This is a genomic window from Kingella sp. (in: b-proteobacteria) (assembly GCF_030527935.1).
Taxonomy (GTDB): domain Bacteria; phylum Pseudomonadota; class Gammaproteobacteria; order Burkholderiales; family Neisseriaceae; genus Kingella_B.
Genome location: NZ_JAUMZV010000002.1, coordinates 1 through 13,871, shown reverse-complemented (window position 1 = coordinate 13,871; position 13,871 = coordinate 1). Strand labels below are relative to the sequence as shown.

Here is a 13,871-nt window from a genome sequence, read left to right as displayed (position 1 = left end):
CCAAAAACGATGAGTAGCATCCTAAGAACCTGTATTCACTATTCTCATAGGCATCTTTTATGCCCTAAAAACGCGGCTACCGCGTTAAAAATGCTCGCAAGGTGTCCAACCTTGCTGTGCTTTTTGCCTTGTATCCGCGCTTTTATATCATCAAATCTGCCTATGGAAATAGTGAATACAGGTTCTAAAATATGCCGCACCGCCGTTCCCTCTCCCGCTGGCGGGGGTGGTAGGTTAAACAGCCACCCCCATCCTAGCTTTCCCCCGCCAGCGGGGAAAGGAACAGATTGCAGAACATCCAACCCATGCTACTTGCCGTAAACAGCAATAAAATCAGAATATTTCGTTCCCCCCAACACCACACCATGCCCGCCACCCTAATCCTACAATCGCCCCACCTTGCCCGCGCACGCCTGCCGATTAGTGCGCATTATTTTGACCTGCCCGATGCCCTGCCCAACAGCATCCTGCGCCTGCCCACCGATGGCGACTACACGCGCATCCCCGCTGCTGCCGCTGCCGAATTTCAGCATCATCACATTGACTATGCGCTTATCCCCGACACGCCGTTTTCCGCGTTAAAACTGGTGGTCAGCGATATGGACAGCACGTTGATTACCATCGAGTGCATCGACGAAATCGCCGTTGGCACGGGGCTCAAAGACCAAATCGCCGAAATCACCGAGCGCGCCATGCAAGGCGAATTGGACTTTGAACAATCGTTGCGCCACCGCGTTGCCCTGCTCCAAGGGCAGCCTGAAAACCAGCTTGCCGAAGTGTATGAACACAAGCTGCAACTGGCGCAAGGCGCGGAAGAATTTATCCGCGATTGCCAAGCACATGGCATCCGATTTTTGCTGGTGTCGGGCGGCTTTACCTATTTCACCGACCGCCTGCAAAGCCGCTTGGGGCTGGATTGGGCGTTTGCCAACCAGCTTGAAATCATCAACGGCAGGCTCACGGGCAAGGTGCTGGGCAAGGTGATTGATGCGCAAGCCAAAGCCGATTTGCTCCACCAGCATCGCCAAGCCATCGGCGCAACGCGCGATGAAGTGCTGGCGATTGGCGACGGCGCAAACGACATTCCCATGCTGCAAGCCGCTGGCTTTGGCGTGGCGTATCATGCCAAGCCCAAGACCCAAGCAGCCGCACCGATTGCGATTAGCCATCATGGTTGGGAAGCGGTGCGGCGGCTGTTTACATGATTTCGCCTGATAAGGCAGCCTGAAATCTTTGCAAAACCTGAGTAGGTCGGGCATTTATGCCCGACAAACACTAACCTATTTATATACGCAACAACTAAAAACGTCGGGCATAAATGCCCGACCTACTGATAACAACAGCTTGTTTTGCAATAAATTTATGAATATTAAACAAGATTCCCGCCTGCACGGGAATGACGGCGTTTCTTATTTTTAGCTTCGCAACTCCGCTTCGCTACGCAGGCTGTCTCAAAGGTTTGGTAAAGGTTTCAGCCTGAAAATGAGCAGAAGCTAAAACCATAGGCAGCCTGAAACGAAGTTCAGCGTAGTCAAAACGCCCATAAGTCATACCCCATCTCTTAACCATCAAAAGCAGCCTGAAACCATGACCCGTCTCGCTTACTACCGCCGCCAAATCCGCCAACTCCTTATCCTGTGGGCAAGCATTGTTATCCTGTTCTCTGCCGAACGCGCCTTGATGTTCCTGCATTTTGTGCCCAGCAGCATCCGCAGCCAGCCCAATCTGGAAACCGCCGCGCTGTTCACCAAAGGCTTGCTGTTTGACATCAAAGTCGCCTGCATCACCATCGCGCTGCCGTTTTTGCTGGGGCTGTTGAGCCTGCTGCATCCTGCCGCCAGCCGCCTGTGGCAACGTTTTCAGGCTGCCTTATTGGCGGTGCTGTTCGCCATCGTTGCCGCCGCCGCGATAGGCAACTGGTTCTATTTTTCGGTGTACGGGCATCAGTTTGACGTATTCATGTTTGGCTTGTTTGACGAAGACACCCGCGCCGTGGTCAAAACCATGTGGTCAGACTACCCCGTTATCCGTGGCATCATCGGCTTAATCGCCGCCATCGCCCTGTTTACATGGCTGCTGAACCGCAGCACGCGCCGCATCCAGCCGCAAGCGAGCGCATCCAAAGGCGTGTGGTTCGCCATCGTTTTGCTGCCGATTATCGCGCTGGTGATGGGTATTCGCGGCTCGTTTGGCAAATTTCCGCTGCGCCAATCCGCCGTGTATATTTCCGCCGTGCAACAAATCAACAAGCTCGTGCCCAACGCGCTCACGTCTATCAGCTGGGCATGGAACGACTACCGCAACAGCAACCATTTCACCCCCGTGTCCGAAGCCGAAGGCGCGAAAATCATCAGCCAGCTCATCGGCAAAACCAGCAACGCCGATTTAAACCAATTTTTGCACACCACGCCAAAAAACCCCGCTGTGGAGCAACATCAGCCCAATGTGGTGCTTGCCGTGATGGAAAGCATGAGCGCGCATTTATTGGCGTTTGACAGCCCCGAGCGCAACCTATTAGGCAGCCTGAAAAGCCATTGGCAACAAGATTGGGTGTATCACAAATTTGTTTCCGAAGGCGACGGTACCAGCGACACGCTCCACCGCTTCTTTATCCGCTCGCCGCGCAACAACATCAGCCAGTCCTCCGCCAAAAACAAACCCTTCCCCACCAACCTGTTCACGCCCTACAAAAAAGCAGGCTACCGCATTGTTTACATCACCGCAGGCAACGGCGGCTGGCGCGATTTTGACACCTTTATCCGCAACCTGGGCGCAGACGAAATCATCGACGAAAACACCATTAAAACCCGCTATCCGCAAGCCATCCCCGCCACATGGGGCATCCCCGATGAATATATGTTCCGCTACGCCGCCGATGAACTCAAACACGCCGAGCAAGACGGCAAGCCCGTGTTCATCATGCTGCTGTCCATCACCAACCACCCGCCCTACCAACTGCCCGCCCCGCACCAACGCCAAAACTTCCAGCTTACCGTCCAAGAGCAAAGCCGCCTATCCAGCCTGGCCCAAGGCGACACGCTCAACGAAGTGTTCAACACCTATAAATACAGCAACGACCAGCTGGGCAACTTTATCAGCCAAGTGAAACAAAACAGCCCGCGCACCATCATCGCCGCCACAGGCGACCACAATATGCGCGCCATCAGCTACCCCGCCCCGCAAGACACCGCGCTGGGGCACGGCGTGCCGTTTTACCTATACGTCCCCAACGAATACCGCGCAGCAGCGCAATACCAGCCCAACCGCGCAGGCTCGCACAAAGACATCGTGCCCACGCTATACGCGCTCAGCCTATCGCAAGCCCAGTATTACCAAACAGGCTGCAACCTAACCGCCGCCGAAAATACCGCCAACCCATTCTGCGGCTACGGCTACAACCCCGAAGTCATCCTAACCGACAACGGCTTTTACAACACCAAAAACCAACAATACCGCACATGGCAAAACAGCGATACCCTAACCGCCAACGCCCAGCCCAGCACCCCCAGCCCCGCTGACCAGCAAATCATCCAGCAAGCCATCGCCAACAGCCCATTTTTGGAATGGCAGCTCAACCGCATCGTGGCAGGGACGAAGTAGCGCGGTATTGGTATCTTGTTGATTTTGCGAACACGCAAGGCAGCCTGAAAAGTCAAAATGGAGCGTCGGCGGCTCGCCGACAAAGCCAGCTAAGCAGTAAAACCCATTTTCAGGCTGCCTGAATGATTGGGTTCAACACCCCCATTCCATACAACCCAAGGCAGCCTGAAAACCCATTCCCCCATTTTCAGGCTGCCCATCCACCCCAAAGGACACCCCATGAACATCAAACTCATTGTCGGGCTGGGCAACCCCACCGCCGAATACGAACACACCCGCCACAACGCAGGCTTCTGGTTTCTAGACGAACTCGCCTACCAATGGCGCACCCCATACAAAAACGAAAAAAAATTCCACGGCAACATCGCCCGCGTCGCCCAACCGCAAGGCGACGTATGGCTGCTCAAACCCGACACCTACATGAACCTATCAGGCAAAGCCGTCGCCGCGCTCGCCCAGTTCTACAAAATCCAGCCCGAAGAAATCCTAGTCGTGCACGACGAACTGGACATCCCCTGCGGACACATCCGCTACAAACTCGGCGGCGGCAACGGCGGGCACAACGGACTAAAAGACATCCAAGCCAAACTCGGCACCCCCAACTTCTACCGCCTGCGTCTTGGCATCGGACATCCAGGCGAGCGCAGCCTAGTGGTCGGCTTCGTGCTCAACAAACCCCCAGCCGCCGAACGCCAGCTTATTGACAACGCCATCGCCAAATCCCTGCAAGCCATGCCCGACATCATGGCAGGCGATTTAGAAAAAACCGTGCGCTTCTTGCATAGCAAACAGCCCGCATAGCAAGTAAATAAGCACAACCCCAAGGCAGCCTGAACAAAACCAACCCATTACAACCACTAAGCCATAGCACGGCTTGCACGCAAGCCGTAGAGAACGCGGGGCAAACATTTCAGGCTGCCCAATATTCGCCCCCGCGCCCCAAGCCCCGCATCACATTTCAGGCTGCCCCATCCAAAGGCAGCCTGAAAAAACAAAATCGCCCTGAAAAAACAAAACAGCTTGGTGTCCTGCCAAACGATTTTTTGCTGGCTAGATTGGCTTTCAGGCTGCCCCATCCCACCCCAAACCCCTACAAAATCCCCCAAAAACCCTGTAAAATCCGCCCCTTTCACGACACCACAACTCCCTTAAATATCATGTACTTTATTCTCACCCTGCTGCTCATCACCACCCTTGCCTACCTTGTTTACAAACAAAACAAAAGCGAACAACAATGGCAAGCCGAGCTAGAACAACACCAAAAAACCCAACCCCGCTACAAAATCATCGACGGCTACAAACCCGAAACCACACAGCCCGAACCCATCACACAACAGCTTGAACTGCCCGTAGAGCCCACCCCCGAGCCCGAAGCCGCGCTCCCCAGCGACAGCATCCCTTTCACGCTGATTGACGATGCCGCCGCATCCACGCCCGCCGCCGAGCCCGCCGAGCAGCCCAACAACGTTATCACGCTAGAAGAAGCCACCCGCAATATGCTGCGCGCCGCCGCCACCCAAGCCGCCGAGCAGCCTGAAATCCTGATAGACCACCGCTTCCACCTAGTAGAACCGCTCGAAGCCGCCGAACACCCCCAGCCCGAACATCCAACGCAGCCTGAAAACGAACGAAGTGAGTTTCGGCAAAGCCAAAACGAATTTGCGTGCAGCCAAAACCAGCAAAGCGAGTTGATGCACAGCCAAAACGAACAAAGCGAGTTTGTGCGCAGCCAAAACGACTACAACACGTTCCAACGCAGCCCAAACCATCCAGACGAAGAAATCCAGCTAGATTTCAGCGCATTGCACCCCCATAGGCAGCCTGAAACCGCGTTCACCCCGCTCCACGCAACCGCATCACACAACGAACCCCCCGAAAATACCCCCAACGAACCCCCATCCATTGACCACGATGCCACGCCCATCACCATCGTGCGCAACCCGCAAGACGAAGTAAACCTCCTGCTGGAAACCAACTTCATCGCCGCCAACCAACCGCAGCCTGAAAACCACCCACACAGCGAGTTACCCCACCCCTCCAGCGAACACCACCCCGACCCCGAAATCACGCTCCCCGTCGCCAATTTAGAAACCATTGATTTCAGCGACATCCAATACAGCCTTGCCAAACAGCAAACCGCCCGCCTGCTCAAACAGCAAGCCGAGCAACACGCCCTTGCCAGCAACCTAAAACCCCTGCCCAAGCCACAGCCGTGGGCAAGCACGTTTGACGACAAACGCAGCCTGAAAACCATCCCCGAGCGCGAAATCTGGGCAAACCTGTCCCACACCGACACTCCCGCCGCGCGTAAACATCAAGCCGAAAACGCCCCCCGCTTCACCACCCAAGCCAACCGTCTGCCGCTACCCATTGCCGAAAAAAGCCAAGTCGCGTTTCAGGCTGTCTCTGCGCCCATCGCCAGCGTCGCCATCCCCGCGCCTACCATTGTTGCGCCCGCGCCGCTGCCTGCGCCCGAAATCATAGAGCCCGCCAATTTCTACCAAGCGCAAGCCGCCCAAACCCAAACCGCCAGCGCAACGCCCGAAGCCGCCGAACCTGAACAATTCGCCAGCAGCTTTTTCGCGCCGCACGCCCCTGCGCACCACGATAGCGAAATCACACTCACCGAAGCCGATTTCGCTGCCCATTACGCGCAACAAAGGCAGCCTGAAATTGACCCCAGCCAAGGCTATGTGCTGCCGCCGTTAAACCTGCTTTCCCCCGCGCAACACGACCCCGAAGCCGTGCAATCGCCCGAAGAATTGCTGGAAAACAGCATCACCATCGAAGAAAAACTGGGCGAATATCGCGTCAAAGTGAAAGTGCTGGATGCCTACGCCGGCCCTGTGATTACGCGCTACGAAATTGAACCCGATGTAGGCGTGCGCGGCAGTTCAGTAACCAATCTGGAAAAAGATTTGGCGCGCAGCCTAGGTGTAACCGCCATTCGCGTGGTGGAAACCATTCCGGGTAAAACCTGCATGGGGCTGGAATTACCCAACCCCAAACGCCAAACCATCCGCCTGCGCGAAGTGTTTGACTCGCCCGCTTTTGCCAGCAGCCACAGCAAATTAACCCTTGCGCTGGGCGAAGACATCACAGGCGAACCCGTGGTAACCGACCTTGCCAAAGCCCCGCACTTGCTGGTGGCGGGCACAACGGGCTCGGGCAAATCGGTGGGCGTAAACAGCATGATTCTCTCCATGCTTTATAAAGCCACGCCCGAAGATGTGCGCCTGATTATGATAGACCCGAAAATGCTGGAACTCTCGGTGTATCAAGACATTCCGCACCTGCTCGCCCCCGTGGTAACCGACATGAAACACGCCGCCAACGCGCTCAATTGGTGCGTAAACGAAATGGAAAAACGCTATCGCCTGATGAGCCACGTGGGCGTGCGCAACCTTGCGGGCTACAACGAAAAAATCGCCGAAGCCGCCGCGCGGGGCGAAAAAATCGCCAACCCATTTAGCTTCACCCCCGATGATGCCGAACCGCTGGAAAAACTGCCGTTTATCGTGGTGGTGGTGGACGAGTTTGCCGATTTGATGATGGTGGCCGGCAAACAAATTGAGCAGTTGATTGCCCGCTTGGCGCAAAAAGCCCGCGCCGCAGGCATCCATCTGATTTTAGCCACCCAACGCCCCAGCGTGGACGTGATTACAGGCTTAATCAAAGCCAACATTCCCACCCGCATCGCGTTCCAAGTATCCAGCAAAATTGACAGCCGCACCGTGCTAGACCAAATGGGCGCAGAAAACCTGCTGGGGCAAGGCGATATGCTGTTCCTACCCCCTGGAACAGGCTATCCGCAGCGCGTGCACGGCGCATTTGTGGCAGACGAAGAAGTGCACCGCGTGGTGGATTATCTGAAACAATTTGGCGAGCCCGATTATGTGGAAGACATCCTATCGCCCGAGCAAGCCGAATTTAACTTTGACGGCAGCCCCAGCAGCGGCAACAGCAACGAAAAAGACCCGCTGTTTGACCAAGCCGTTGAAGTCATCGTGCGCACGCAAAAAGCCACCATTTCATCGCTGCAACGCCACCTGCGCATCGGCTACAACAAAGCCGCCACCATCATCGACCAACTGGAAGCCGAAGGCATCGTTTCCGCCGCCGACCATTCAGGCAAGCGCAAGATTTTGGCACGCAAGAGCGATGATTGATGGGATAGGCAGCCTGAAACCTAAAATGGAGCGGCAACGGCTCGTCGCCAAAGCTATTTTCAGGCTGTCTCACACAATTACAGTACAAGGATTACACCATGCCCAAATTTCTCAACACCAGTGCCACTTCCTATTATTTAGAAGAGCTAATCAAACAAGCCAAAGAACGCCTGTATCTGATTAGCCCCTATCTCAAATTCAGCGACCGCATCAAAGAGCTGTTGGAAGACAAAAACCGCATGAAAATTGACATACGGATTGTGTACGGCAAAAGCGAATTGCAACCCGCCGAAGCCAACTGGCTCAAAACACTTGATTATGTTCGCACCAGCTATTGCGCTAACTTGCACGCCAAATGCTATATCAGCGAAGGTGCGTGCATCATTACCAGTCTCAATCTTTACGAATTTAGCCAAATTAACAACAACGAAATGGGCATTTTGCTTATCCGCCGTGATGATGCCACCACTTACAAAGAAGCCTATGACGAAGCGCAACGCATCATTCGCATCAGCGAAGAAGTCAAAATTTCGTTGGACGTGGTAGAAAAAACCGAAGAATTTGCCGAAGAAGCCAGCGATAAACAATACAACCACCTAACTGCCGCCAAGCTCGCCGAGAAATGGGGCATAGACACCGCCGAATGCAACAAACGCCTATGCGCAGCAGGCTTGCAAGAACTGCAAGGCAAGTCCTACCATCTAACCGAAAAAGGCAAAGCCGCAGGCGGCATCGTTAAAAAAGGCAAGTTTGGTTATTTTATTGTTTATCCAGAAAATTTAACTCTATAACTCTTTTCAGGCTGCCTATAAACACACACCCAAAGGCAGCCTGAAACCCACACCCACCATGAAAACCGCCTCCCTCACCCTCCTAACCCTAGCAGCCCTCACCGCCTGCCACCCCCAATCCCACACCCCCAACGCCGCATCCAACGCCGCCATCGCCAGCAACGCCATCCCCGCCAGCAAAGCGTGCAGCAGCCTGAAACCCGCGCCCACCACCGATGCTCTCCTGCAACAAATCCACAGCGAGCTCGGCAGCGGTTGCCTGTTTGACCTATCCACCGCCGAGCTAGAAGCCGCATGGGGCTTAAAAGTCTTTGACTACCGCAACCAAAGCGAAGAGCAGCGCGATGCCCAATTTGAAGAAATGCTCGCCTACGACAAAGCCCAAACCGCGCTCTACATCAAACGCCTGCCCCCCAGCCCCAACGACTTCACCTACAACACCACCGACCAAATCCAAATCGCCAAAAGCAGCGGCAAACGCTACAACCTAGGCGGCGACAACAGCCGCTACGCCCTGCCCGCAGGACTACCCCAGCCCGACTACACCCGCCAGCCCGAAGAAATCAAACCCACATCGTGCGAGCAAAAATCCCCCAAAGCCAGCGACTACCAACCATTTAGCTACCACATCTGGCGCAACCCCGAACACCGCGCCGACCTGCCCCAACTCGTCATTTTTGCCGACATCTGCGGCGCACCCGAAGAAATCACCGTCTATCGCCAAGCCCTATCCGCCACCTACCCGTTTTACTGCACCGATTTAGACCAATGCCAAGCCACCGCCGCCAGCGCACCCTAACCCCCATTTCAGGCTGCCACACACATTCCAAAATCATAACCATGCATATGGCGTTGCGCCGCCATACCCACGCCATGTAGCCCCACCGCCCGCAGATTAAATCCCCATTTCAGGCTGCCACACATCCACCCAACACCAAGGCAGCCTGAAAACGCAAATAGCACAATCGTTATCATTGTTGATGATAACCCAGCATCACTGAACCATTCCGCAACCTGTCCCTTCTCCCACTGGCGGGGGAAGGCTAGGATGGAGGTGGAAAGCCAAACCACCCCATCAACAAAACATCACCAAACCAAGCCCCACAAAGGCAGCCTGAAACCTTTGCAAAACCCAAAACGCCACAAGAAATAGTCAATTCTCCGTCATTCCCGCGTAGGCGGGAATCTTGGTTGAATTTATGCAATAAATTGTTTTTAAGGAAATTTCTGAATATCAAACAAGATTCCCGCCTACGCGGGAATGACGGCATTTCTTATTTTTCAGGCTGCTGCTGAGAGTTTTGCAAAGGTTTCAGCCTGAAAGCCACAAGCTTCAACAAAGCCAAACCCATTCCCACCCCAACGCCAAAGGACACCTCATGACAACCCCACAAAAAACATGGTCAGGACGTTTCAACGAACCCGTATCCGAACTCGTCAAACAATACACAGGCTCCATCAGCTTTGACCAACGGCTCGCCCAATGGGACATCCAAGGCTCGCTCGCCCACGCCCAAATGCTGCACGAAGCAGGCATCCTATCCGAAGCCGACCTAGCCGCCATCCAACGCGGCATGGCAGAAATCGCCGCCGAAATCCAAGCAGGCAGCCTAAACTGGTCTCTAGACCTAGAAGACGTGCACATGAACATAGAACGCCGTCTCACCGACAAAATCGGCGACGCAGGCAAACGCCTGCACACAGGGCGCAGCCGCAACGACCAAGTCGCCACCGACATCCGCCTGTGGCTGCGCGACGAAATCACCACCATCCGCAGTCTCATCAAAGACTTGCAAACCGCGCTGCTGGATTTAGCCGCCGAACACGCCGCCACCGTGATGCCAGGGTTCACCCACCTGCAAGTCGCCCAACCCGTCAGCTTCGGGCATCACCTGCTCGCCTATGTAGAAATGCTCGGGCGCGACGACGAACGCATGGCAGACTGTCGCCGCCGCGTAAACCGTATGCCGCTGGGCGCAGCCGCGCTGGCAGGCACCACCTTCCCCATCCGCCGCGAAACCACCGCCAAACTGCTTGATTTTGAACAAATTTGCCAAAACTCGCTGGATGCCGTCTCCGACCGCGACTTCGCCATAGAATTCACCGCCGCCGCATCGCTAATCATGGTGCATTTGAGCCGCCTATCCGAAGAACTGATTTTGTGGATGTCGCCGCGCTTCGCCTTTATAGACATCGCCGACCGCTTTTGCACAGGTTCCAGCATCATGCCGCAGAAAAAAAACCCCGACGTGCCCGAGCTGGTGCGCGGCAAATCAGGGCGCGTGATAGGACACCTTACAGGCTTGATTATGCTGATGAAATCGCAGCCCTTGGCTTATAACAAAGACAATCAAGAAGACAAAGAACCGCTGTTTGACACCGTGAACACGCTGATAGACACACTGCGCATTTACGCCGACATGATGCGCGGCATCACCGTGAAGCCCGAAAATATGCGCGCCGCCGTGCTGCAAGGCTACGCCACCGCCACCGATTTGGCAGATTATCTGGTGAAAAAAGGCGTGCCGTTCCGCGATAGTCACGAAATCGTCGCCCAAGCCGTGCGCCACGCCGATGCGCAACGCTGCGACCTTGCCGACCTGCCGCTTGCCGTGCTGAAAGGGTTTAGCCCATTGATTGACAACGATGTTTACCACATTCTTACCCCCGAAGGCAGCCTGAACGCGCGTAACCACATCGGCGGCACCGCCCCCGCGCAAGTGCAAGCGCAAGTAGCGCGTTGGCGCAAACTGCTGGCGGAATAGTTTTCAGGCTGCCTACTGGTTCACGATAGGCAGCCTGAAAAATTTATCCACGCCAAACCGCTTTAACCGCGCATTATTTTTTCTTCAACGTTTTGAACAGATTATTATAGTTATCAATGGCAATCAGTTTTACCGCATCATCGGTAAGCTGATAGGCAAGCAGCAAATCGGGTTTGAGATGGCATTCACGATAGGGGCTCAAATTGCCTTGCAGCGCATGGTCGCGGTATTGGGCGGGGATGGGCGTGTTGTTAATCAGCGCGTGGAGCACATCAATCAATTCTGCCATTAAACCGATGGTTTTCAAGTCTTTATCAAATTGGCGCGTGGTTTCAATCGTTCTCATTTCTAAACGCTTTCTCAAACGCTTCCATGCTGGCATAGCGGGTTGTTTCGCCGTTTTCCAGCTCGGCAATGGCGTTAAGCAGTTTGGCGGTTGGCACGCGCTCTGCCATATTCTCGCGCCAGTCAAACGACAAGGGAATTACGCCTGTTTTAACCACTTGATTGGCAAACAGCTTGAATGCTTGCGGCGCAGTCAAACCATAATCCGCCACAATTTCGGTGAATTGTTTACGCAGTTCGGGGTCAAAGCTCATATTGAAATTGCTGGTAGCCATGATGGTTTCTCCTAAAAAGCTAAAGCGTTTGCGTTATTTTAATACTGGATTGCCGTTGGTTTCAATTGGGTTGTGCATGCCGTTTGCCATTGTGGCAGCCTGAAAAGCTAAAAAAGCAAGAGTGGTGGGCAATGGCGTATTCAACAGGGCTTTGCTGGTTAGCAATATTGGTGAACCATTGCCATGTCATCCGTTATATAGTTGATTGAAATAAGACAAGACGGCAACGCCCGCTGTGTACGAGTGGGTCATAAAAGCGTTGGCTACGGTTGTATCATTGCAAATTCAATCAATTATAGGTTGTTTTGCAAGTTCAAGCTGCTTTATTTAGGATAAATAAATTGCACTTGATTATGTTGGATTTTTAAGCTGCCTACATCGCCTGTGAGTAGATTGCCTGTTACATAGCCCTCGATGCAGCCTGAAATAGGCATCTCATAGCCCATGCTGTTGATAAGCAAGGTTGCAAGCTGTTGATGAAAAGCTGTGGTGCAAGAGGCAAAAGTTTGTTGCATCAGCAACTGTGTGCGTTCATGAGAACTGTATAACACAAGAGGCACAATATAATTGTCGGGATGGACTGTGCCTTGGTGGTATGTTTCTAGTTGAACGTATTGCCCATGATCAGATGTGTAAGCAAACAGCCAATTGTTTTTAGGCTGCTGCTGCAATTGAGTTAGCACAGATTGGATGAATTGATCGGTTTTATGAATGGTGTTGTCGTATTTATCAATGACTGTTTTTGTGCCAAACACATTATCTTGCGCGCTTAACAATGAGCCATATGGGATATGCGAAGCGCGTTGATGCAACACAATAAAATGTTTGCCTTGCTGCAAATTGATTTGTTGAAACAAGGGAAGCAGTTTATCGTCAGGCATATTTTGGCTACTGCCATAACCTAGCTGCGTGGGTTGAATAAGATGGTCTATCCAGCGTTTGCCGATAAGGTTCAAAATAGCCATTTCATTACTGGCTTGCGCGCTGTAAAAATAGGTTTGATAGCCTTGCTCTTTGGCAAGGCGAAACATATTGGTGTCGCCGCTGCTGATTTGTTCAAAGCCATTGGCATGGGGAATGGCGTTAAAAAAGCTGGGCAGCGAAATAGCCGTCATCATGCCTGCGGAGTAGGTGGGCATTACAATAGCCAAGGGACGATTTTTCAGGCTGCCTATAAATGGCGATGTATCGCGTGGATAACCAAATGTTTTTAGGTGTGAGGCACTTTCGCTTTCGCCCATAATTAAAATGATGTTTTGGGGGCTATTGGGGTTGTGCGCCTTGACCGGTGCTGCGTGGCGATAAACAGGCACTTTGCTCAAATGAAATATTTGATAAGGCAAAATTCTGCCAATAAAGTAGCCGAAGCTGAAATAATTGGCTTTGACACGGCTGTATGTATGTTTAGGAGAGATGCCGTGTTCTTGCGTGGTTTTGAACGATCGCGCAGCAATAAAAACAAGTGCGGCAAAAAAGATAAAATCGGCAATGGGCGCGCGTTTTTGCGGGAGGGGGGGCGAATTTGCTCATACTAAAAAATAGCGCACTTTCTGCCAATGCCCACAATGCGGGCAGCCACACAAGGTTGAACATGGATGCGCCAGCCGAACCCACTTCGGTTATTTCTTTGAACATAAGCCAATAATTGATGCCTGTTATCCAACTTTGGTAAACCGTGTAATGGATATTGTTAATTATCATGCTGGTTGCAAAGAAGATAAAAATGGCAATACGGCTAATGCGGTAACGAGCGAAAAGATAAGCTGCTGCAAAAGCAGAGATTAGTGCAAATGTTTCAATAATTTGGCTAATGTTGAGTTTGGGGATATGAAACAGAATGCGATAAACATATTCGCTTAATGTGAGCAATGCAGGCATATAGGACAAAATGGAGGCTATTTTTAAGCATCTAACCCCTATGGGACA

At 53.1% G+C, this 13,871-nt stretch carries 12 protein-coding genes and 1 pseudogene; 9 read left to right on the top strand and 4 right to left on the bottom strand.

Translation table 11 applies throughout. The features are described 5' to 3' along the window. Positions 1 to 365 precede the first annotated feature (365 nt). From serB to Q4A85_RS00920, 8 genes are all read left to right on the top strand, one after another. Positions 366 to 1,205, top strand: a complete 840-nt coding sequence (gene serB, locus Q4A85_RS00955; protein ID WP_303107277.1) for a phosphoserine phosphatase SerB — start codon at positions 366 to 368, stop codon at positions 1,203 to 1,205. A gap of 382 nt (positions 1,206 to 1,587) precedes the next feature. Then, on the top strand, positions 1,588 to 3,600 hold the full coding sequence (locus Q4A85_RS00950; protein ID WP_303107130.1) for an LTA synthase family protein: 2,013 nt from the start codon (positions 1,588 to 1,590) through the stop codon (positions 3,598 to 3,600). Next, complete coding sequence (locus Q4A85_RS00945; RefSeq protein ID WP_303107129.1) at positions 3,564 to 3,722, top strand: hypothetical protein; 159 nt, start codon at positions 3,564 to 3,566, stop codon at positions 3,720 to 3,722. Before Q4A85_RS00950 ends, Q4A85_RS00945 begins: the two co-directional genes overlap by 37 nt. A 97-nt stretch (positions 3,723 to 3,819) precedes the next feature. Next, the gene (pth, locus tag Q4A85_RS00940; RefSeq protein WP_303107276.1) at positions 3,820 to 4,401 is read left to right on the top strand and encodes an aminoacyl-tRNA hydrolase; all 582 of its coding nucleotides are present in this window, start codon (positions 3,820 to 3,822) and stop codon (positions 4,399 to 4,401) included. Between the two features lie 73 nt (positions 4,402 to 4,474). Next, a complete protein-coding gene (locus tag Q4A85_RS00935) occupies positions 4,475 to 4,606 on the top strand; it encodes a hypothetical protein (RefSeq protein ID WP_303107128.1) in 132 nt (43 codons plus the stop codon). 151 nt (positions 4,607 to 4,757) lie between these two features. After that, on the top strand, positions 4,758 to 7,769 hold the full coding sequence (locus tag Q4A85_RS00930; RefSeq protein ID WP_303107126.1) for a DNA translocase FtsK: 3,012 nt from the start codon (positions 4,758 to 4,760) through the stop codon (positions 7,767 to 7,769). Between the two features lie 98 nt (positions 7,770 to 7,867). After that, on the top strand, positions 7,868 to 8,560 hold the full coding sequence (locus Q4A85_RS00925; RefSeq protein WP_303107124.1) for a phospholipase D family protein: 693 nt from the start codon (positions 7,868 to 7,870) through the stop codon (positions 8,558 to 8,560). Between the two features lie 58 nt (positions 8,561 to 8,618). Continuing rightward, a complete protein-coding gene (locus Q4A85_RS00920; RefSeq protein ID WP_303107122.1) occupies positions 8,619 to 9,359 on the top strand; it encodes a hypothetical protein in 741 nt (246 codons plus the stop codon). Between the two features lie 8 nt (positions 9,360 to 9,367). On the opposite strand, the gene Q4A85_RS00915 is transcribed toward Q4A85_RS00920, so the two are convergent. Then, positions 9,368 to 9,535, bottom strand: a complete 168-nt coding sequence (locus Q4A85_RS00915; protein WP_303107120.1) for a hypothetical protein — start codon at positions 9,533 to 9,535, stop codon at positions 9,368 to 9,370. Positions 9,536 to 9,939: 404 nt separating this feature from the next. On the opposite strand from Q4A85_RS00915, the gene argH reads away from it, so the two are divergent. Further along, positions 9,940 to 11,325: an argininosuccinate lyase gene (argH, locus tag Q4A85_RS00910; RefSeq protein WP_303107118.1), complete on the top strand. Its 1,386-nt coding sequence runs from the start codon at positions 9,940 to 9,942 to the stop codon at positions 11,323 to 11,325. 73 nt (positions 11,326 to 11,398) lie between these two features. Here argH and Q4A85_RS00905 read toward each other — a convergent pair whose 3' ends face one another. From Q4A85_RS00905 to Q4A85_RS00895, 3 genes and pseudogenes are all read right to left on the bottom strand, one after another. Beyond that, positions 11,399 to 11,671 carry a type II toxin-antitoxin system YafQ family toxin gene (locus Q4A85_RS00905; protein WP_303107117.1) on the bottom strand — a complete coding sequence of 91 codons (273 nt, stop codon included), beginning with the start codon at positions 11,669 to 11,671 and terminating at the stop codon, positions 11,399 to 11,401. Then, a complete protein-coding gene (locus Q4A85_RS00900; RefSeq protein ID WP_303107115.1) occupies positions 11,658 to 11,945 on the bottom strand; it encodes a type II toxin-antitoxin system RelB/DinJ family antitoxin in 288 nt (95 codons plus the stop codon). Before Q4A85_RS00900 ends, Q4A85_RS00905 begins: the two co-directional genes overlap by 14 nt. Positions 11,946 to 12,268: 323 nt before the next feature. Further along, positions 12,269 to 13,823 (bottom strand): annotated as a pseudogene (locus Q4A85_RS00895) (phosphoethanolamine transferase). Between the last annotated feature and the right edge of the window lie 48 nt (positions 13,824 to 13,871).